General features: G+C 61.0%; 18 protein-coding genes. 6 read left to right on the top strand and 12 right to left on the bottom strand.

Translation table 11 applies throughout. The features are described 5' to 3' along the window. The first annotated feature begins 655 nt into the window (after window positions 1–655). The 3 genes from AB4Z20_RS03000 to AB4Z20_RS02990 all read left to right on the top strand — a co-directional run bounded on the left by AB4Z20_RS03000 (window position 656) and on the right by AB4Z20_RS02990 (window position 4,209). The gene (locus tag AB4Z20_RS03000; RefSeq protein ID WP_053179162.1) at window positions 656–946 is read left to right on the top strand and encodes a DUF3077 domain-containing protein; all 291 of its coding nucleotides are present in this window, start codon (window positions 656–658) and stop codon (window positions 944–946) included. A gap of 147 nt (window positions 947–1,093) precedes the next feature. Continuing rightward, window positions 1,094–2,329 carry a hypothetical protein gene (locus AB4Z20_RS02995; RefSeq protein WP_442089303.1) on the top strand — a complete coding sequence of 412 codons (1,236 nt, stop codon included), beginning with the start codon at window positions 1,094–1,096 and terminating at the stop codon, window positions 2,327–2,329. Window positions 2,330–2,682: 353 nt separating this feature from the next. Beyond that, the gene (locus AB4Z20_RS02990) at window positions 2,683–4,209 is read left to right on the top strand and encodes an FAD-dependent monooxygenase (RefSeq protein ID WP_442089302.1); all 1,527 of its coding nucleotides are present in this window, start codon (window positions 2,683–2,685) and stop codon (window positions 4,207–4,209) included. 25 nt (window positions 4,210–4,234) lie between these two features. Here the strand turns inward: AB4Z20_RS02990 and yghU are convergent, their stop codons facing one another. From yghU to AB4Z20_RS02965, 5 genes are all read right to left on the bottom strand, one after another. Continuing rightward, window positions 4,235–5,074 (bottom strand): glutathione-dependent disulfide-bond oxidoreductase, encoded by an 840-nt coding sequence (yghU, locus tag AB4Z20_RS02985; RefSeq protein WP_442089301.1) that lies wholly within the window; start codon window positions 5,072–5,074, stop codon window positions 4,235–4,237. 44 nt (window positions 5,075–5,118) lie between these two features. Then, on the bottom strand, window positions 5,119–5,853 hold the full coding sequence (locus AB4Z20_RS02980; RefSeq protein WP_214511840.1) for a substrate-binding periplasmic protein: 735 nt from the start codon (window positions 5,851–5,853) through the stop codon (window positions 5,119–5,121). A 26-nt stretch (window positions 5,854–5,879) separates the two neighbouring features. Continuing rightward, window positions 5,880–7,223, bottom strand: coding sequence for a diguanylate cyclase (locus AB4Z20_RS02975; RefSeq protein ID WP_214511839.1), 1,344 nt, complete (start codon window positions 7,221–7,223; stop codon window positions 5,880–5,882). A 1-nt stretch (window position 7,224) separates the two neighbouring features. Further along, the gene (locus AB4Z20_RS02970; RefSeq protein ID WP_442089300.1) at window positions 7,225–7,983 is read right to left on the bottom strand and encodes a substrate-binding periplasmic protein; all 759 of its coding nucleotides are present in this window, start codon (window positions 7,981–7,983) and stop codon (window positions 7,225–7,227) included. 123 nt (window positions 7,984–8,106) lie between these two features. Next, window positions 8,107–9,102 (bottom strand): aldo/keto reductase, encoded by a 996-nt coding sequence (locus AB4Z20_RS02965; protein ID WP_442089299.1) that lies wholly within the window; start codon window positions 9,100–9,102, stop codon window positions 8,107–8,109. Between the two features lie 113 nt (window positions 9,103–9,215). Between AB4Z20_RS02965 and AB4Z20_RS02960 the strand changes: the two genes are divergently transcribed. Then, a complete protein-coding gene (locus AB4Z20_RS02960) occupies window positions 9,216–10,139 on the top strand; it encodes a LysR family transcriptional regulator (protein WP_442089298.1) in 924 nt (307 codons plus the stop codon). Window positions 10,140–10,820: 681 nt separating this feature from the next. On the opposite strand, the gene AB4Z20_RS02955 is transcribed toward AB4Z20_RS02960, so the two are convergent. The 7 genes from AB4Z20_RS02955 to ppk2 all read right to left on the bottom strand — a co-directional run bounded on the left by AB4Z20_RS02955 (window position 10,821) and on the right by ppk2 (window position 17,622). Beyond that, complete coding sequence (locus tag AB4Z20_RS02955; RefSeq protein WP_442089322.1) at window positions 10,821–11,006, bottom strand: nucleoid-structuring protein H-NS; 186 nt, start codon at window positions 11,004–11,006, stop codon at window positions 10,821–10,823. Window positions 11,007–11,245: 239 nt separating this feature from the next. Beyond that, window positions 11,246–12,013, bottom strand: a complete 768-nt coding sequence (gene phnE / locus AB4Z20_RS02950) for a phosphonate ABC transporter, permease protein PhnE (RefSeq protein ID WP_258690983.1) — start codon at window positions 12,011–12,013, stop codon at window positions 11,246–11,248. Beyond that, complete coding sequence (gene phnE, locus AB4Z20_RS02945; protein ID WP_258690984.1) at window positions 12,010–12,837, bottom strand: phosphonate ABC transporter, permease protein PhnE; 828 nt, start codon at window positions 12,835–12,837, stop codon at window positions 12,010–12,012. Before phnE (AB4Z20_RS02945) ends, phnE (AB4Z20_RS02950) begins: the two co-directional genes overlap by 4 nt. Next, the gene (locus AB4Z20_RS02940) at window positions 12,831–13,628 is read right to left on the bottom strand and encodes a phosphonate ABC transporter ATP-binding protein (protein ID WP_253473923.1); all 798 of its coding nucleotides are present in this window, start codon (window positions 13,626–13,628) and stop codon (window positions 12,831–12,833) included. The genes phnE (AB4Z20_RS02945) and AB4Z20_RS02940 overlap by 7 nt, the downstream gene beginning before the upstream one ends. Beyond that, on the bottom strand, window positions 13,625–14,476 hold the full coding sequence (locus tag AB4Z20_RS02935; RefSeq protein WP_442089297.1) for a putative selenate ABC transporter substrate-binding protein: 852 nt from the start codon (window positions 14,474–14,476) through the stop codon (window positions 13,625–13,627). The genes AB4Z20_RS02940 and AB4Z20_RS02935 overlap by 4 nt, the downstream gene beginning before the upstream one ends. Before the next feature lie 540 nt (window positions 14,477–15,016). Beyond that, the gene (locus AB4Z20_RS02930; protein ID WP_258690986.1) at window positions 15,017–16,636 is read right to left on the bottom strand and encodes an inorganic phosphate transporter; all 1,620 of its coding nucleotides are present in this window, start codon (window positions 16,634–16,636) and stop codon (window positions 15,017–15,019) included. Window positions 16,637–16,704: 68 nt separating this feature from the next. After that, window positions 16,705–17,622 (bottom strand): polyphosphate kinase 2, encoded by a 918-nt coding sequence (gene ppk2, locus AB4Z20_RS02925; protein ID WP_214511831.1) that lies wholly within the window; start codon window positions 17,620–17,622, stop codon window positions 16,705–16,707. 210 nt (window positions 17,623–17,832) lie between these two features. On the opposite strand from ppk2, the gene AB4Z20_RS02920 reads away from it, so the two are divergent. Both AB4Z20_RS02920 and AB4Z20_RS02915 read left to right on the top strand, forming a co-directional pair. Further along, a complete protein-coding gene (locus AB4Z20_RS02920; RefSeq protein ID WP_258690987.1) occupies window positions 17,833–18,768 on the top strand; it encodes a Ppx/GppA phosphatase family protein in 936 nt (311 codons plus the stop codon). Between the two features lie 254 nt (window positions 18,769–19,022). Next, entirely contained in the window at window positions 19,023–20,120 is a 1,098-nt protein-coding gene (locus AB4Z20_RS02915) for a carboxynorspermidine decarboxylase (RefSeq protein ID WP_058545429.1), read from the top strand. Window positions 20,121–20,131 lie beyond the last annotated feature (11 nt).

Raw genomic sequence — 20,131 nt, 5'->3', positions numbered from 1 at the left:
TCAATAGTGAAGCGTGACAAGGACCATTCCGAGATCATCATCGATAGGGCGGTAAGCGATAAATTTTGTCAATAAAGGAAACGGGAGCAGACCCTGAGGAATCCCCACAAATCTACTCCAATACCCGCGCCTCTTGATGGGCCTCTGCTCGCAACGCGTGCTCAAGCCTCTCAAAGGTGCTTCGAGAATTTGAGCCGCGTCCACAAAACGTGTCTGTCCCTGATGGACTGCGAGCATTGGGTCCTCGCGTAGGAAACTTCTGAAAATCCCACCAAAAGCACTATTCTGACCCTAAGCCTCTCGCCGGAGGTTTTCTGTCGCGTTACGCTCTGGATGTCGCTGCACATTCAGCGACCGGGCTTGGTAACCCGGTGGAATAAGGCGTAACAGTGCACAGACAGGATTGCAGGCTTTCAGGCCTGCGATTTTGTTTTATGGCAGCTGTGCGTGGGACGTCTTCTGACGTGCCGGTTTCCTTGATTCCCCGGTTTACCAACCTGCGCACAGCTGCCACCCATTCGCTTGGTGACGGATGCGGCAGCTCTTCGAATCAAGGGAGCTGAACAATGCATATCAATAGATCAAGAAAACGGCCTCATCTGCTCAGCAGTTCTGTATCGCAGTCCCGCTGCATCTCAGTCAGTGGAGATAGCAAATGACTGAACAAGCAGAAGCAAAAACCATCGGCTACACCCCATTCCATTATTGCTCCGATCGTCCACTGTTCCGCGTTAACGGCGGTGTTCCGTTAAATGAAGCGTTGCAACAAGCGTCAGATCTCTTGCATCTCGCCTACCGGCTTGCAGAGGATGCAACCTTCGAAAGGAAAACGGACCGTCATGCTTGGGCGGCTCATTATTTAATGGAGATGAGCAAAGCGGTGATTGATGATGTAGTGAAAGTCATGACAGTTAGACCCGGGGAATCAAAACACTCCAATAGCTAACGACGCATCCCACTTAGTCGGGAAGGGGAAAGGCGGGGGCAGGCCACGATTATGGGGCGGACCGATTACAGGTGAACTCAAATCATGGCCTGTCCCCGGTTTCTTCGGGTTGGTGGTGCAGCACCAGAGCGGTGAAAAATCAGCTCCATGACGCCTGGACGGCAAACCGACACCCGCTATGCTATCGACGATGGCGTCTTGCCATTTACCACGCCCACCACAACCCCAGGCGCGAGACGAGAACCTGCCCGTCATCGCCCTTTGCAGAGACAATCCATGAATACATACAAAGCCGTGTCCGGAGTGGCCTGGGGTGTTTTGTTGGGTTGCATCGGCCAGGCCAACGCTTTTCAGCTTTCGCCGGATGGCACCTTGGCTGAGCGGGAGATGGCCAAGAAATACGGGGTTTCCTATAAGGCGACGGTGCCTTTCGCCAGTTTTGCGCTGCACAATTTTTCCGATCCTGCCCATGAGGCGCTGACGCAGAAGATCTATGGGTGCGACGGGGATTGGCAGGAGTGCAGCAACCCCAACCTGGAGAATGCCGGTGCCTACATCATTGCCGGGGTTCGCTGGAACGATGATCCGGTGTTCATGCCGGGCGCGGAAGATGCCAAGACCAAGGGCTGCGATGGGCGTTATTCGGTTGGTTTTATCTCGCAGACGCGGTGCTGGGTAAATCTCTTCGAGAAAGCCGAGAGCAAAAGCGCTTCTGATCCGATGGCGTTCATGGGCGCGGGGAACTACATCTCTCGTTCGCATTTTGGCGACCTGCAGTTCTTGCATTCCATGGCTTCCCAAGAGGGCGCCACGCCAGAGCAGACCAAGCGTGAAATCATGATGTGGGCCGAGTTCGCCTGGGGTGTTGCCGATGGGACCTATCCCATCAATACCTATTTGAAAGACATCAAGATCGAAGGCTGGGAGCAGCATTTCAGTAACGGGCAGACCGTGCAGGATCTTTTTGCCGTGGGGCGTCCATGGCTGCGGGCGAATGTGAACCAGGTGGCGTTTGGCAGCTTGCTTCACCTGGTCCAGGACAGCTTTGCCGGTGGGCATGCGCAGCGGCGCGAAGAGGTGCTGGGTGACAAGTGCATGGGCGGTGCCGAGGCTGTGCTGGGGCGAATCGAGGAGTTTCATTCTTACGCCCGGCAGGATCATGCCAAGCACAAGGCCGATGACGCCAGTTCAGTCGCCAGGATCATGCTGATGGCCCATGAACCGGACGTCGTGGATGCGGGCAAGAAGCTGAGAGGGTTTATCGCCGATCACAGGAAATGGGCGGATGTCAGGCCTTATCTGGATGAGTGTGTTTTTGCGCTGGCCAATGAAACGACTCCGGCGTCGGCGGGTGATGGATATAAGCTGGAGACCAGCCGCTGAGCACCTGACGAAAAACTGGTGGGAGCGAGCTTGCTCGCGATAGCGGTGTGTCAGGCAACTTCGATGTTGATGGTCATGACGCTATCGCGAGCAAGCTCGCTCCCACACTGGGTTAGCAGTGGGACCTCGGCTTTTCGACTTGCACAGCACTCTGTGGGAGCGAGCTTGCTCGCGATAGCGGTGTGTCAGGCGACTTCGATGTCGACGGTCATGACGCCTTCGCGAGCAAGCTCGCCCCCACAGTAGCCGCAGAACGATGTGCCTTACTTACCCGCCGGCCGTTCGTTGACATTCGGCCTTCCTCGACCATCATTAAGTGCCTCCAGAGTCATCATTCCTCCAGAGGCACGATCATGGCGCAAACGGACATTCTCATTGTGGGGGCCGGCCCTACTGGATTGGTCCTGGCTTTGTGGCTCACCCGGCAGGGGCTTGCTGTCAGGATTGTCGACAAGAGCAGCGGGCCGGGGGAAACCTCGCGTGCCATGGCCGTCCAGGCCCGCACACTTGAGCTGTATCGCCAGCTTGGCATGGCCGGTGCGGTCATCGACGCTGGGTACAAGACCCCGGCCATGAACATGTGGGCCCGGGGGAAACGCAAGGCGCGGATTCCCCTGGTGGACGCTGGCGGGGATGTATCGCCTTATCCTTTTGTCCTCATATACCCCCAGGATCGTCATGAGCGGCTGTTGGTCGAGCAGCTTCAGTCCCTGGGCGTCGAAGTCGAGCGGCAGACCGAACTGCTGTCCTTCGAGGACCGTGGCGATCACGTTACCGCGCTCTTGAAACACGCTGATGGTCGCGAAGAAACGCTGACGACCGCTTACCTCGCAGGATGCGATGGCGCGCGTTCGCTCGTGCGTCATCAGGTGGGAAGCGGCTTCGAGGGCGGCACCTATAAACAGCTGTTCTACGTGGCGGATGTGTCTGCCAGCGGTTTCGAGCCTGCGGAGGAGGCTCATATCGCTTTTGATAAATCCGAATTCGTGTTGGCGTTTTTCTATGGCGAAACTGGCCAATATCGCCTGATCGGTACGGTTCGCGACGAGCGCGCAGAACATCCAGAGACGCTCACGTTTGAGGACGTTGGCCATGACGCCATCAACGGCCTGAACATCAGGATCAATGGCGTGAATTGGTTCTCCACCTACCGGGTCCATCATCGCGTCACGGATCAGTTCCGCTGGGGCAGGGCGTTTTTGCTGGGGGATGCTGCGCACGTCCACAGCCCGGCCGGTGGACAGGGCATGAACACCGGCATCCTCGACGCGATCAATCTGGCCTGGAAACTGGCGGCGGTCGTGAAGGGACAGGCACCAGACGCGTTACTCGACAGCTACCAGGTCGAACGCCAGGCGTTTGCGCAAAAGCTTGTGGAAACGACGGACCGGCTGTTCACCTTTGCAACCGCCCAAGGCAATTTTGCCGACTTCGTGCGCACGCGCATCGCACCGCTTTTTGCGAGTGTTGCCTACAAAAGCGAGAACGTGCGTGAGTACCTGTTCCGGATGGTGTCCCAAACCACCTTGAATTATCACCAGAGCCCGTTGAGTGCTGGCAAGGCGGGTGACGTGCTGGGCGGTGACCGTTTGCCCTGGGTACCGGTGCCGGGCGCTGACAACTACGAACCGCTCGCATCCATCGGCTGGCAGGTGCATGTCTACGGCGAGGCCGGGGCGGAGCTGAAAGCCTGGAGCAGCCAGCACCAGATCCCTCTGCACACGTTCACCTGGCGGGATGAGCATCATAAAGTCGGGCTCTGTCGGGACGCCGCCTATCTGCTGCGTCCCGATACTTACGTCGCCCTGGCGGATCCCCAAGCGTCTGCGGCAACGTTGAGCCGGTATTTCAGCGACCGGGGCCTGACGCTGCCGGCTTGAGCGCGGTAGGTGTGGCGGTTGGCCCTCAGCCCAGATCCCCAGCGTCATGCCGCTCCGGCACTTGGCTCGCCTCATCCCCCCACGTGCGGTTGACCCGCTGTCCGCGCTGGACGGCCGGTCGCTTGGCAATCGTCTCTGCCCAGCGCTGCACATGGGTGTATTCGTGGGCACTCAGGAATTCGGCGGCGCCGTACACGTTGTTGCGCACCAGTTGGCCATACCAGGGCCAGACCGCGATGTCGGCGATGGTGTAGTCATCGCCTGCCAGGTATTGGCTTTCGCCGAGGCGGCGATCCAGGACGTCGAGTTGACGCTTGGCCTCCATGGTGAAGCGATTGATCGGGTATTCGAATTTTTCCGGTGCATAGGCGTAGAAATGCCCGAAGCCGCCACCCAGGTACGGGGCAGAGCCCATCTGCCAGAACAGCCAGTCCAGTGTTTCGGTGCGGCCTGCCAGGTCGGTGGGCAGGAGGGCGCCGAATTTTTCCGCCAGGTAGAGCAGGATCGAACCGGATTCGAAGACCCGGAGGGCAGGCTCCACGCTGCGATCCAGCAGGGCCGGGATCTTGGAGTTGGGGTTGACCTCGACAAAACCGCTGGAGAACTGGTCACCTTCGCTGATGCGGATCAGCCAGGCGTCGTATTCCGCGCCCGTATGACCTAACGCCAGCAGTTCCTCCAGCAGGATGGTCACCTTCACGCCATTGGGCGTGGCCAGGGAATAGAGCTGCAACGGGTGCTTGCCAATCGGCAAGGTTTTTTCGTGAGTCGGCCCAGCGATAGGGCGGTTGATGCTGGCGAACTGGCCGCCAGACGGGGCGTCGTTTTTCCAGACCTTGGGCGGAACGTAGGACGCTTGGCTCATCGGGACATACCTCATCGTTTGCTTGTGGTGTGATCCCCCAGAGTCTACCGCTGTTCGTTCATGATCCGCGCCACTTCACCGGAAGCCTTGAGCTGCTCGAAAGCGCGCTGGGCCTTGGCGACGACTTCGTCAGGTGTGCTCAGGCTGAACGCCAGGTGGACCTTGTGGGGTTGCTCGTCGAGGGTATAGACCTCTTCCAGCGAAGTGAAATCCACTTGGGCATCCTTGCTCATCAGGCGCGCGGTGTTCTCCGGCAGCGGCAGCATTTGGATCTGGTGATTCAGCAGCTTTTGAAAGTTGTCGTGGTTGTTGGCCGAGATGACCAGCCGGGTAAACCCACGCTGTTGCAGGTAAATCTGCTTGGCGTCATTTCGCACCACGCCGATGCTGTACTGCTTGGCATCCTCAAGGTTGTTGACGGCGATGCCCTCACTGTCTCGCATCTTGTAGAGCCGGCTCGCCACCCGGTGTATTTCACCGACCCATTTGAACAATTGCTCGCGGGCCGGGGTGCGGTCCAGCGGGAAAATCAACACGTTAGGCTCGTGCAGCGCCTTTTCGTAGGCCCGGGCCCACGGGTACAGCGACAGGCTGTAGTCGGTGAGCTGCGCGTTTTTCAGCGTTTCTTCGGCGATGCGACTGCCCGGCCCGACGACCTTGTCGTCACGCTGGTAGGCATAGAGGGAATCTTCGGTCACGACTTCGATCGTCTCGGCGTGGCTTTGCAGGCTGATCGAGGTGAGAAGCAGGCACGAGCAGAGTATCAGGCGATAGTGCATATACAGACCTCATGGCACGCGATGGTTTACAGGGCGACGCAATCGCGTCCCTTGTGTTTGGCCCGGTACAGCGCCTGGTCGGCGCGTTGCAGCAGTTGATCGAAATGGTCCATGGTCTCCGGGTCCAGCTCGGCGACGCCGATGCTCACGGTGACAAACGACGAGACCTTGGAACCGCTGTGGGGCAGTTCACGTTCCGCCAGGCTTGCACGGAAACGTTGGGCGGCCTCGCAGGCCTGGGCGGCATCGACGTTGGGCAGGACCACGACGAACTCTTCGCCGCCGACGCGCGCGGTCAGTTCGCCAGAGCGGCCGAACACGCTGCGCAGGGTCTCGGCGATCTCTTTCAAGCACAAGTCGCCCTGCATGTGGCCGTAGGTGTCGTTGTAGATCTTGAAGAAATCGACATCGCACATGAGCACGGCCAGCGGGGTCTTGTGGCGGATCGCCCGGCGAAACTCGATGTCCTTCAATTCGTCGAAATAGCGACGGTTGGCCAGCCCCGTCAAATCGTCGTGACGTGACAGGGCTTCGAGGGCCTGGTTGGCCGCCTTCAATTCTGCGGTGCGGGCCTCGACCAGTTCGGCCATTTGGTCGCGGCTGGCGGCAAGGGCCAGTTCGTCCGAATGCTGGCGTTCCAGATGGGCGCGCAGATTGTCCTGGAGTGTATTGACCTGGTGTTCGAGCAGGCTCAGTTCGTCCTGGCGCTGCACCGCCCGTTGCAGCTTGAGGTGCCGCTTGAGGGTTTGCGGCGCCAGTTCGCCCAGGTGCCGGGCGATGTGCACCACATGCACGGTCACCAGCCGGTTGAACACGGTCATGATCAACCCGGCCAGCAGCAAGGACTGGATGAGCTGGGTGATGACGATGCTGCGTGCTTCGCCCCAGAGGCGCTCCCACAGCAGGTTATTGTCGCCTTCGATGGTCAGCTCGCCGACTTTTTCATGGGCCCCGGCATAGGGTTGTGCGATGAGTTGGCGATGCAGCACCGGCACCACGCCCGATTGACCGACGGGGTATCGATTGAGCTCGATGACTTCAGGCGCTTGCCCGGGGCGAAGGATGTTCAACACCAGGCGTCCCACGGGCGCTGCCATGGCGACGCTGGCGATTTGCTGGTCGAGGGATTCACGGTCCAGTTCCCAAATGGCATGGGCCAGGGTGTTCTGGAACACTTGGTCGATCAGGGCCAGCTCCGAATTCATTTCCGCCAGGTTGTTTTCCCAGGCCATCCAGGTACGCCAGGTGACCATCACCAGGGTAAAGAGCAGGCAGAACAACAGCGTTGCCAGTACCAGGCGGCGTCCCAGGGAGCTGAACGCCTTGGTCTGTGGTTGTAAGGAGGACGCCCTACGGAAATTGGCATCCATGTCATAACCATTTGCGCAGGATGGCATCGTAGACGCCATTGCGCCGGATGGTCTCCAGGCCCGCACGGAACTTCGCCACCGTATCGGCCGGCGTCTTGCGGCTGAATGCCATGCTCAAGCCGTCGGCGCTGCTTAGCTCGGGCAGCGCCAGCGAGCGGATCAGCAGCTTGTCCGGGTCTTCGCCATTCTGGCGCGTCAGGTACAGCGCGTTGAGCTCATTGGAAATCCACAGCTCCACGTGATCGACCTTGAGCTTGCGGTAGTTGTGTTCGTACTTGGTGCTCGACTGCAGTTCTTCGCCGATGCGAAAGCCCTTCGAGACCAGGTATTGCTCACCCACATCCTGATTGACCGTGGCGATCTGGTGCCCATGGGCATCGGCCAGCGAGTCGAGTTTCACCGGCCGGTCCGCCAGCGAGTAGATGTACCACTGCGTCGGGCCGATGCTGCCGACCCACTGGAAAAGCGGCTCGCGTGCAGGCGTGCGGACGATCGAGTAGATCAACACGTTGCTTTCATTGAGCGCCAGTTCGTAGGCCCGGGCCCACGGCATGGAATGGATAGGCGCGTCCATGCCGACCTCCTTGAGTACAGCCTGGACCACCTCGGTGCTCATGCCGGTCATTCGGCCGTTCTGCGTCATGTTGTAGGGCGGTAGCTCCTCGGTCACGATGCGCAGCGGCGCCTCTGCCGCACAAGCGCTTGCAGCGAGGAACATCAGGACGCCCCACATCAGCAGGCGATTCAGCGGCCAATCCATTGATCATTACCCTATGCAACTGGCAGAACCCGGAGGTCTGGGAGCTATTATTGTATAGGGTTATCGGCTGGGCTGGGGCCTGCTTGAGTCCGGCCTGTCGAAACTGCCAGCCCAGCCGAAGGATCAACCGTTCAACAACGTCATCGTTTGCGCCTGGTATCGGTCGCCCGCCACGGCACCTTCGCCTGCGAAAATCCCGTCCAGCTGGGCCAATTCACCAGCGCTCAACACCACTGAAGAAGCTGCCACGTTGCTTTCCAGGTACTTGCGCTGCTTGGTGCCCGGGATCGGGATGACATGGTCACCCTGGGCCAATACCCAGGCCAAGGCCAATTGCGCAGCGCTGATGCCCTTGTCCAAGGCCAATGCCTTGACCCGCTCTACCAGCACCAGGTTGCGATTGAAGTTGTCGGCCTGGAAGCGCGGGTTGAAGCGGCGATAGTCATCGGCGGCGAAGTCCTCCGGTGATTTCAGCTCGCCGGTCAAAAAGCCCCGGCCCAAGGGACTGTAGGCGACGAATGCAATGCCCAGTCGCTGGCAAGTCGCGAGCACGCCATTGTGTTCAGGCTCACGGGACCACAGCGAGTATTCGCTTTGCACCGCTGCCAGGGGATGCACGGCGTGGGCTCGCTGGATGGTCTCGGCGCTGGCTTCCGAGATCCCGATGTGGCGGACCTTGCCGGCCTTGACCAGCTCGGCCATGGCGCCGATGGTTTCTTCGACGGGCACTTCAGGATCGATGCGGTGCTGGTAGTAGAGGTCGAGGTAATCGGTATCGAGACGCTTGAGGCTGCCGTCGACAGATTGCCGGACGTAGTCGGGGCGACCGTTGACGCCGCGGGCATGGGGATCGCTGCTGCGCACCAGGCCGAACTTGCTCGCCAGGTACAGGTTTTCACGCTTGCCACGCAGGGCCTGTCCGAGCAGTTCTTCGTTGGTGTGCGGCCCGTACATGTCGGCGGTGTCGAACAGCGTCACGCCCAGTTCCACGGCGCGATGGAGCGTGGCAATCGCTTCGCGCTCGTCCACACCCGTGGTGTAGAAATCCGACATGCCCATGCAGCCCAGGCCGATGGAGGAAACGTGAGGGCCGCGATGGCCGAGTTGGCGAGTCTTCATGCTGATATCTCCTGGAAATGAACGACCTGTGCAGTCTCTATCAAGCGGTTTCCTGGATAAATCCATGATTATTGGTTTAACTATTCGTGATATCTAAATAGTGAGGCGCGAGATTGGACCGATTACAGGCCATGCAGGTGTTCCGGCGCATCGTTGAACTGGGCGGTTTTGGCAAGGCGGCCGATGACCTTGGACTGCCCCGGGCCACTGTCAGCCTGCTGATCCAGCAGTTGGAAGCCCATCTGGGCGTGCAACTGTTGCAACGCACCACCCGGCAGGTGCGCGCAACGCTCGATGGGCAAGCGTATTACCAGCGCAGCGGCCAGTTGCTGGACGACCTTGATGACCTGGAAAGTTCGTTATCGGCGCAACGCAGCCAGCCGCGCGGCACCTTGAAAGTGGACATGCCCATCGCCTTTGGTTGCACCTGGATCATGCCGCGCCTGCCGGATTTCTATCGCCGCTACCCGGCGTTGCAACTGGACATGGGTTTTCATGACCGCCAGGTCCATCTGCAGCGCGAGGGCGTGGATTGTGCAATCCGCGCCGGCAATGTCGTCGACCAGGCGCTGGTGGCGCGGCCCATCGTGCGCCTGCACCAACTGACGTGCGCCAGCCCTGGCTATCTGGCCCGCGCCAGCACGCCCGGGCGGTTGGAGGATTTGACGGCGCACCGGGCCATAGGGTTTGCGTCTGGCAATGGACGGTTCTTCCCGTTCGAATTCGAGGTGGCGGGGCGGGTGCGTGAAATGCAATTGCCCAGTGACTTGAACGTCAACAATGCCGACGCCTATGTGACGGCCTGTGAAGCGGGATTCGGCCTGATCCAGGTGCCGCGCTATCACGTGCAACGGCAATTGGCCGAAGGCCGGTTGGTTCAGGTACTTGAGGATTACAACGTGCCAACGTGGCCGATCTCAGCGGTGTACCCGCCCCATCGACAGTTGTCGCCCAGGGTGCGGGTGTTTATCGACTGGGTGATCGAGCTGTTGCAGGGAGAGGCGGATGCCCAGCAGACGTTGATGGATAGGGTGTAGATGGTGCTTGTTTCAGGAATGGAAAGCGCCGTTTTTTGAGCCGGTATCTACTTGCTTTGGTGTGTATATCCGTTTCTTCGGTAACGGCCACTGACGGTTCCGCTCTTACAGCGGCTCACTTTTGAGACGCCCGGAAGCTGGCCCAGTCAAAAGTAAGCAAAACGCTTCTGCCCCACCACTCGGTGCCTCGCTTAGGCTCGGCATGCCCTCACTCCGGCATTGCTCCGTGGGCCCACTGCGCAATGCCTGCGTTCGGCCATCGTGGTTAACGGGGCGCCCGAGATCCACGTCCACGCCGAGGCGGCCTAGTAGCCGACCTGGCTCTCCCGGTCGTACACCCATCAGATCTGTGGGAGCAAAGCTTGCTCGCGAGGCGGCCTGATAGCCGGCCTGGTTCTCCCGGTCGTACTCCAATCCAATTAATGTGGGAGCGAGCCTGCTCGCGAAGGTGCCACAATCAGCATTGATGCAAGCAGATCCACCGCCATCGCGAGCAAGCTCGGCTCCCACAGGGATCGGCGGTGGACACTGATCTTATAAACGACCAAGAACCTGTGTGGGAGCGAGCTTGCTCGCGATGGCGGTGGTTCAGTCACATGGATGTTGGGTTTACTGGCCCAATCGCGAGCAGGCTCGCTCCCACAGGAAAAACGCGGTCCCCATCAAGAACCAGGTCGGCTATCAGGCCGCCTCGTGGCGGACGTTGATCTCGGGCGCCCCGTTAACCACGCTGGCCGAACGCAGGCATTGCGCAGTGGGCATCCCGGCATGGATGCCGGGATAGCCGCGCTGGGCCATGGATGGCCCTTCGCGGCGGGCCCACGGAGCAATGCCGGAGTGAGGGCATGCCGAGCCTAGGCGAGGCACCGAGTGGTGGGGCAGGAGCGTTTTGCTTACTTTTGACTGGGCCGGCTTCCGGGCTTCTCAAAAGTGAGCCGCTGTAAGAGCGGAACCATAAGTAGCCGTTACAAAGAAAACGGATATACACACCAAAAAACTATGCCTCTCGGAACGGAAGACCAGAATCTCGGGAAGGCTTAAGTGAACAGCATTACGCTCCCACAGGTTGCGTGGTTTCATCGAACGTGTTGGTTTTGCCAAAGACCTCAAGCCTTGACCCAGCGCTGGCGACTCCAGCTGCTCAAAGTATCGACCGCGAAAACCAGTAGCAACATCGCCAGGATCACCGTGCTGCCTTGGGCTTCCTGGAACAGGCTGAGGCTGACGTAGAGCATTTGCCCCAGGCCCCCGGCGCCGACGAAGCCGAGCACGCTGGCCATGCGGATATTGTTTTCCCAGCGGTACAGGACATACGCCAGTAGCTGGGGCAGGAGGTTGGGCAGCGTGCCGTAGCAGAACGCCAATACCGCATTGCCACCTTGCAGGCGGATGGCGTCGGCCGGTTCGGACGGGGTATTTTCCAGGGCTTCGGCGAACAGCCGGCCGAGCACGCCCGTGGTGTGCAGGGCCAAGGCCAGGGTGCCGGCATTGGGGCCGAGCCCGGCGGCCAGGACCATCAGCGCCGCCCACACCAGTTCTGGAACCGCGCGCAAGGCATTGAGTACCAGCCGCGAAGCGCTCTGCAGGGGCCAGCCGAAGCGCCCGGCCGCAGGCAAGGCCAACAGCAGGCCGAAGACCGCTGCGAGCAGGGTGCCAAGGGCCGACATGGCGAGGGTTTCCAGGGCGCCGTGGCCGATCGCCTTCAGGTGGCCCAGGCTCAGGTCCGGGCTGAGAAAGCGCTGCGCATAAGCGCCCATTCGGTGCAGGTTGCCGCTGTCGCCGAGCTCGCCCAGGTCGATGCCCAGGTAGACGAACGAGGCGACGACTGCCGCACCGATGCCCAGGACAATGACCGCGTTGATCAGGCGATTCATGCCAGCCTCCAGCGCAGCAGGCGGCTGAGTTGATCGGCGAGCAGCACCAGCATCAGGAACGTCAGCAGCAGGCTGGCCACTTCACCGCCAGCGAACATTCGCAGCGACAGGTCCATTTGTTGGCCCAGGCCTCCGGCACCGACGAAGCCCATCACCACCGAGGCGCGGATGGCGCACTCCCAGCGATAAACCGTGTATGACAACAGTTCCGCCGCGACATTGGGCAGGATCCCGTAGCAGAAAGCGGCGAGCCGGCTGCTGCCCGATTGCAGGAGCGCATGGGCCGGACGCTGGTCGACCGACTCGTAGATTTCCGCGTAGACCTTGCCCAACATGCCGCTGTAGGTAATGGCGATCGCCAGTACGCCGGCCGTGGGGCCGAGGCCGACGGCACGGACGAAGAGCAAGGCCCAGACGATTTCCGGGACGCTGCGCAGGAAGATCAGCAGGCCGCGCACCGGCCAGCGCAGCAGTTGACCCCAATAGCCCGGGTGCCCGGCACGGGAGGCCGCCGACAGCGACAGGGCGCGGCTGGCCAGCAGGCTCGCGGGCACCGCCAACAGCAGCGCCAGGGCCATGCCGGCCGTGGCGATCGCCAGCGTCTGCAAGGTGGCCTGCCACAGCAGCTCGACAAATTCGTCGCCATGGGCTGGAGGCCAGAAGGCCGCTACAAACCGGCCCATTTCGCTCTGGCTGTCGCTCGCCACCAGCACGCGAAGGTCCAGTTCGCTGAACTGGATGCCCGGCCACAGCAGGACGAGGGCCAGCAGAGTGAGCAGCAGGCGCGGGCGGGTAGCGGGGTCTCGGGTATCGCGTGTCAGCATCGGGGGATCTGCACGCTCAAGGACGAGGGGGGCGTCGGCGAAGACTGTAGCTGTTCGTTGGCGTAGAGCGTGTCGAGCAACTGACGGTCCACGGCTTCGGTTGGCAGGTCGAACAGGATCTGTCCATCGCGCAGGCCAATGACCCGGGAAAAGTGTGCCAAGGCCAGCTCCACCGCGTGCAGGCTGGCGACCAGGGTCACGTTGTGCTCCCGGGCATGGCGGCACAGCACCGAAAGCGTGTGCTGGGCCAATACAGGGTCCATGGCCGAAACCGGCTCGTCGGCCAGCAGCACCTCTGGCGCCTGGTACAACACCCGGGCAATGCCTACGCGTTGCAGCTGTCCGCCCGACAGCTGCTGGCATTGCGCGAACAATTTGTCGCCCAGGTCCAGCCGGGCCAACGCCGCCCTGGCGCCTGGAATATCCAGCGGATGCAGCAGGTTCAACAGGCTTTTGCCGATACCCCACTGACCGAGCTTTCCCGCCAGGACCGCGGTGACCACGCGTTGACGTGGCGGCAGCGGCGGCGATTGGTGGATCAGGCCGATGCGCGCACGCAGGCGCTGACGCTGGCGGGCAGACAGCTGCCAGGCGCGCTCACCGAGCAACTGCAGCTCGCCGCTACCCGGGCGCAGGGCGGTGGCCAGCAGGTTGAGCAGGCTCGACTTGCCCGCGCCCGATGGGCCGATGATGGCGACCTGCTCACCTGTGCCGATGTGCAGGTCGATGCCCCGCAGCGCCTGGACGCCGTTGGCATGGGTAACGCTGACCTGGGTCAGTTGCAGGGTCATTTGAGCAGTTCGGCGGCGCGTGCGGCTTCCTCGATGCCCTTGTAGTTCTCAGGCTTGGTTTCGATGAAGCGGCTGGCGGCCTGCAGATCGAGGATTTCCTTGTCCTTCGGGTTGGCCGGATCGAGTGCCAGGAAGGCTGCCTTTATCTTGGCCGCCAACGCTGGGTCGAGGGTACCGCGCACCGTCCAGTTGTAGTCGAAGTAGGCTGGGGTGGTGGCGAAGACCTTGACCTTGGTCGTGTCGACCTTGCCGGCAGCGACCAGTTTTTCCCAGACACTGGCATTCAGCACGCCAGCGTCGACCTTGCCGGCCTGGACCCAGGCGACGGTGGCATCATGGGCGCCCGAGTAGCCCACGCGACTGAAGTAGCTTTCAGGCTTGATGCCGTCCTTGAGCATGAAATAGCGTGGCATGAGGCTACCGGACGTCGACGACACCGAACCGAAGGCAAAGGTCTTGCCCTTGAGGTCGGCGAGGGATTTGACGGCCGGGTCGGCGGTGATGAATTTACTGGTGAACTGGGCGTCCTGTTCGCGCTGGACCAGGGGGATGGCGTTGCCGGTTTTCAGGCGTGCCTGCACGAAGGTGAAGCCGCCCAGCCAGGCCATGTCGATCCGGTCGGTGGCCAGCGCTTCGACCACGGCGGGGTAGTCGCTGACGGGTACGAACTCGACTTTCATGCCGGTTTGCTGTTCCAGATAGGCACCCAGCGGCTTGAACTTGCGCAGCAGCTCGGTCGGGGCCTCATCGGGAATCGCACTGACTTTCAAGGTGTCGGCGGCCTGGGCCAGCAAGCTGCTAAAAGACAGGGCAACGCCGACGGCCAATGCCAGGGAACGCTTGAGCATGGGGGATCTCCGGTACATGAAGGCAAGGAATGGTGAAGCATCACGCCCACGTGGATGGCGGTACGCCGCTCTGTGAGGGTAGACGAAGGAGAGGGATGTTAACCGTTTCTGGCCTTGAACTCACTCATTCACCCGTGGCGAGGGAGCTTGCTCCCGCTGGCCTCTGTAGGAGCTGCCGAAGGCTGCGATCTTTGATCTTTCGCTTGATACTCAACCGGCTTTGAAAAGATCGCAGCCTCGCTTCGCTCGGCAGCTCCTACAGCGCAGCCGAGCGGGAGCAAGCTCCCTCGCCACAGGTTCTGGGTTGTCTGGGTTGACGCTATCGCGAGCAAGCTCGCTCCCACATTGGCAGGTGGCGGGCAGGAGATCTCAGTCATATGAGGCCTCTCTGCTGCCAGATGAAGAAGATAGGGCCGGGCGACGATCCCAGGCTCACCGACAACCCTTGTGGGAGCGAGCTTGCTCGCGATAGCGGAGTGAGCCGTTGCAAGGTTTGTGACTGACACACAGCCATCGCGAGCAAGCTCGCTTCCACATTGGTCAGAACAGCTTGGTGAACAACCAGTAGAGGCTGCCGGAAAGGAGGATGGCAGCAGGCAGCGTCAGTACCCAGGCCATCACCAGGTTACGGATGGTGCGCATCTGCAATCCAGAGCCGTTGGCGACCATGGTGCCGGCCACGCCGGAGGACAACACATGGGTCGTGGACACTGGCAAGCCGAACATATCGGCGGCGCCGATGGTCAGCATGGCGACGGTTTCGGCCGAGGCACCTTGGGCATAGGTCAGGTGGGTCTTGCCGATTTTCTCACCCACCGTCACCACGATGCGCTTCCAACCGACCATAGTGCCCAGGCCGAGGGCGATGGCCACGGCGATTTTCACCCACAGCGGAATGAAGCGCGTGGAGTTGTCGATCTGCTGCTTGAACAGCTGCAGCTTGGCGGTGGTGTCGGCGTCGAAGTTGCCGACTTTGTTCTTGTCCATCAGGCGAATGGTTTCGCTGGTCAGGTACATATCGTTACGCACGTTGCCCACGGCTTCTGCGGGTACCCGGGCCAGCGAACCGTAGCCCTTGACCTCGGTACCGATGCTGCCCGCCAAGGCGGCAAGGGCCGGCACCAATTGTGGCGTCGCTTCCTTGCTGCCTACATAGGCAGAAAGGATCGCTCGCGGATTTGCCGGGGCCGGTAACGGTGAGCCTTTGACCAAGGCTTGTTGAGTGACTTCGGCCACGGCGGCGAATTGCAGTGCCTGGTCGGCCGGCATGGTGCGGTTCAGCGCATACGCCATCGGCAGGGTGCCGACCAGAATCAGCATGATCAGGCCCATGCCTTTCTGGCCGTCGTTGGAGCCGTGGGCGAATGACACGCCGGTGCAGGTCAGGATCAGCATGCCGCGAATCCACCAGGGCGGCGGCGTATTGCCTTCCGGGGCCTTGTACAGCGAGCGGTTCTTGACGAAGGCCCGCAGCGCCAGCAGCAGCAACGCAGCGCAACCGAAGCCCACCAGCGGTGACAACAGCAACGCATAGCCGATCTTGGTCGCCTGGGCCCAGTCCACACCGCTGGTGCCGTCACGCCCGTGCATCAGCGCATTGGCGACACCCACGCCGATGATCGAGCCGATCAGCGTGTGGGACGACGACGCCGGCAAGCCCAGCCACCAGGTGCCCAGGTTCCACAGGATGGCGGCGATCAGCAGGGCGAAGATCATCGCGAAGCCGGCGGAGGAACCGACTTGCAGGATCAGTTCCACCGGCAGCAGGGCGATGATGCCGAAGGCCACGGCGCCGCTGGAAAGCAGCACCCCGAGGAAGTTGAAGAAGCCCGACCAGGCCACGGCGAAGTTCGGCGCCATGGAGTTGGTATAAATGACGGTGGCCACGGCGTTGGCGGTGTCGTGGAAACCGTTGACGAATTCGAAGCCAAGGGCAATCAGCAGCGCTACGCCCAACAGCAGGAACGGCGTCCAGGTGGTCACCACGGTGCCGAGTTCGTTCATGTCGTGCATCAGGCTGTAGGCGGTAAACAGCAAACCGCTGCCCAGTACGGCGAAAAACACCACCAGGGTGATGACGCTCGGCTTGCGGTTGAGTTGCGGTCTTGAACTGGGGGCGATGGTACTCGATGAGTCCATGACCAGGGTCTGGTTTGTCATGATGAAATCCGATTCAGTGAGCGGTGGAAGGGAGAGGCTCGGTGCCGGGCGTCCCTGCCTGGCTGGCCTTAATAGACCCGGGGCACGATGAGCTCCGGTGGCGTCGGACTGCGGGAGTAGTCTTGTTGTCGCACCCGCTGCGGCAGTTCGATGGCCGGCAGTTCCACCTCTTCATAGGGCATTTGCCCAAGCAGGTGATGGATGCAGTTGAGCCGGGCTTTTTTCTTGTCGTCGGCGTGCACCACCCACCAGGGGGCCTCGCTGATGTGCGTGCGTTCGAGCATGATTTCCTTGGCCTTGGTATAGGCCTCCCAGCGCCGACGGGACTCCAGGTCCATGGGGCTGAGCTTCCATTGCTTGAGCGGGTCATGGATGCGACTGAGAAAGCGCAGGTGCTGTTCCTGGTCGGAAATGGAGAACCAGTACTTGATCAACTGGATGCCGGAGCGGGCGAGCATCCGCTCGAATTCCGGCACGGTACGGAAGAACTCTTCGTACTGGTCGGCGGTGCAGAACCCCATGACTTGTTCGACGCCGGCGCGGTTGTACCAGCTGCGGTCGAACAGCACGATTTCACCTGCCGCCGGCAGATGCGAAACGTAGCGCTGGAAATACCATTGAGTCCGTTCGCGGTCGTTGGGAGCGGGCAGGGCGGCGACGCGGCAGACCCGCGGATTGAGTCGCTGGGTGATGCGCTTGATCACGCCACCCTTGCCGGCGGCGTCGCGTCCTTCGAACAGGATCACGACCTTGTGCCCGGTCTTGACCACCCAGCTTTGCAGCTTCACCAATTCGCCTTGCAGGCGGAACAGTTCGCTGAAATACCGTCGGCGGATTTCCTTCTCGCTGCTATCCGGGGCGTGTTCATCGAACAAGGCGTTCAGGTCATACCCGTCTTCGGATAACTCCAGCTCCAGTTCTTCGTCACTGTGATCGAGCAGTTCGCGGTGGATGCGCTGTACCAAGGTGTCCTGGGTTGAAAACATGATGGAAAACTCGGTCGTGGAGGCGCCATCCACGCTAGTTGCATTTTGTTACATAGTAGTGACGGTCATCTGTGCTTCATGGGCCCGTCGTAGGCTAAAACAGGGAGTGTCATCCAGGTGTCATCGACGCCATGGCAGGATCCTCGCAAACCATCGTGGGAAGTCCGGCAGCGCTTGTGCCTGCTGGCAGATGAATCAAGGAACACCGCTATGAAAGGCGACGCCCCCCTGTTCGCGGCCATTGACCTGGGCTCTAACGCCTTCCGCTTGATGATCGGCCAGTCGGTCAAGCGCAATCGACAGTTGGTGATCCAGGAAGTGAAGACCCTGCGTGAGCCGGTCCGATTGGCCGAGGGCCTGCAGGCCGGGGCTTTGGACGAGCTGGCGCTGGATCGGGGCTGGCAGGCGCTCGCCCGATTCGGCAAGAAACTGCGTGGCTTTGAAGCTGGAAGGGTGCGGGCGGTGGCGACCAGTGCCGTACGCGAAGCGGCGAATGCCCAACTGTTCCTGGCCAGTGCCGAGCGGCACCTGGGGTTTCGGATCGACGTGCTGTCCGGGCATGAAGAAGCCCGGCTGGTGTATGCCGGTGTTGCCCATACGGTGCCCGGTGTCGAGCACACGCGGCTGGTGGTGGACATCGGCGGCGGCTCGACCGAACTGATCCTGGGGCAGGGCGCTCAACCGCTGCTGACGGAAAGCATTGCCATCGGCAGTGGCACCTTTGGTGCGCGTTACTTTCGGGGCGGATGCATCACCGCCCAGGCGCTATTGGAGGCGGAGCGAGTGGCTGTGCTGCAGTTTGAAAAAGTCGCGGCAGGTTATCGCGCCCAGGGCTGGCAGCAGGCGATCGGTTCTTCCGGTACGGCGCGGATGTTGGCCAAAGTGCTCAAGGCCAATGGTTTCAACGATGCTGGGCAAGGCGGCATTACCTACGGTGGATTGTTGCGTCTGTCGCTGCGGTTGCTGGAAGTCGGCCATGTCGACCAGCTCAGGCTGGCCGGCTTGCAAAGCCATCGCCTGGGCATCCTGCCCGGTGGCCTGGCGATCATGCTGGCGGCATTCAAGGTCTTTGGTATCTCGCAGATGATTGCTTCCGAGCCGGGCCTGAGGTTCGGCGTTCTGCATGGCCTGATGCATCAGCACTGATCACGGACGGTTGTTGCCCATTGCCGTCCATCAGCAACGGCTCGATTTCGAGCATCGACGCCTCTTCGGCGACCCCTTCTTTATCCGATCATCCTGCATTTCATCGCCTGGGCAGTCGGTACGTCCGGTTATCGCAAAGCGTGGGCCTGGATCAGGGTGATTGCGTGAACGGGGCTTTTCGCTCTTTCGATATGCAGTGAGTGAAGGCACAATGCGCATCCTTTTTTGGCTCGCCTTGCCCGGAGGCCTCGAAAATGATCAAAACGCCGTACTACCTCATCGACAAACAAAAGCTGCTGGCGAACATGCAGAAGATCGCCTATGTGCGTGAGCAGTCCGGGGCCAAGGCCTTGCTGGCGCTCAAGTGCTTCGCCACCTGGTCGGTGTTCGACCTGATGCAGCAGTACATGGACGGCACCACGTCGTCGTCGCTCTATGAGCTCAAGCTCGGCCGGCAGAAGTTCGCTGGCGAGACCCATGCCTACAGCGTCGCCTGGGCTGACGATGAGATCGAGGAGATGCTCGCCAACTGCGACAAGATCATCTTCAACTCCATCGGCCAGTTGCAGCGCTACACCGAGGCGTCGGCCGGCAAGGTCCGCGGCCTGCGGGTCAATCCGCAAGTGAGCAGCTCCGATTACCTGCTGGCCGACCCGGCGCGACCGTTCAGCCGCTTGGGCGAATGGGATCCGGTGAAAATCGAGCAAGTCATCGAGCATATCTCCGGCTTCATGTTCCACAACAACTGCGAGAACGGCGATTTCGGTTTGTTCGACCAGATGCTGGGCACTATCGAAGAGCGCTTTGGTCACTTGCTGCATAAGGTCGAGTGGGTCAGCCTCGGTGGTGGCATTCACTTCACCGGCGAGGGCTACGCCCTGGACGCCTTCTGCGCACGGCTCAAGGCCTTCTCGCAAAAATATGGCGTGCAGGTCTACCTGGAGCCGGGCGAGGCCGCGATCACCCAGAGTGCATCGCTGGAAGTCACCGTGCTCGACACGCTCTACAACGGCAAGCACCTGGCCGTGGTGGACAGCTCCATCGAGGCGCACATGCTCGATCTGCTGATCTATCGCCTGGACGCCAAGCTGGCACCGAGCGAGGGCGAACACACCTACATGGTGTGCGGCAAGTCCTGCCTGGCCGGAGACATTTTCGGCGAGTACCAATTCGATCGTCCGCTGTCCATCGGCGATCGGCTGTCGTTCATCGACGCAGCGGGCTACACCATGGTCAAGAAAAACTGGTTCAACGGCCTGAAAATGCCGTCCATCGTAGTGAAGCAGCTCGACGGCAGCGTCGAGGTGGTTCGCGAGTTTGTCTACGACGACTATCTGTCCAGCCTGTCTTGAGCTGGCGGAAG

This window comes from Pseudomonas sp. KB_12, assembly GCF_052114545.1.
In the GTDB taxonomy this organism is placed as follows: domain Bacteria; phylum Pseudomonadota; class Gammaproteobacteria; order Pseudomonadales; family Pseudomonadaceae; genus Aquipseudomonas; species Aquipseudomonas brassicacearum.
Note: the sequence above shows the minus strand (reverse complement) of the source record. Positions and strands in the feature narration are given on the sequence as shown.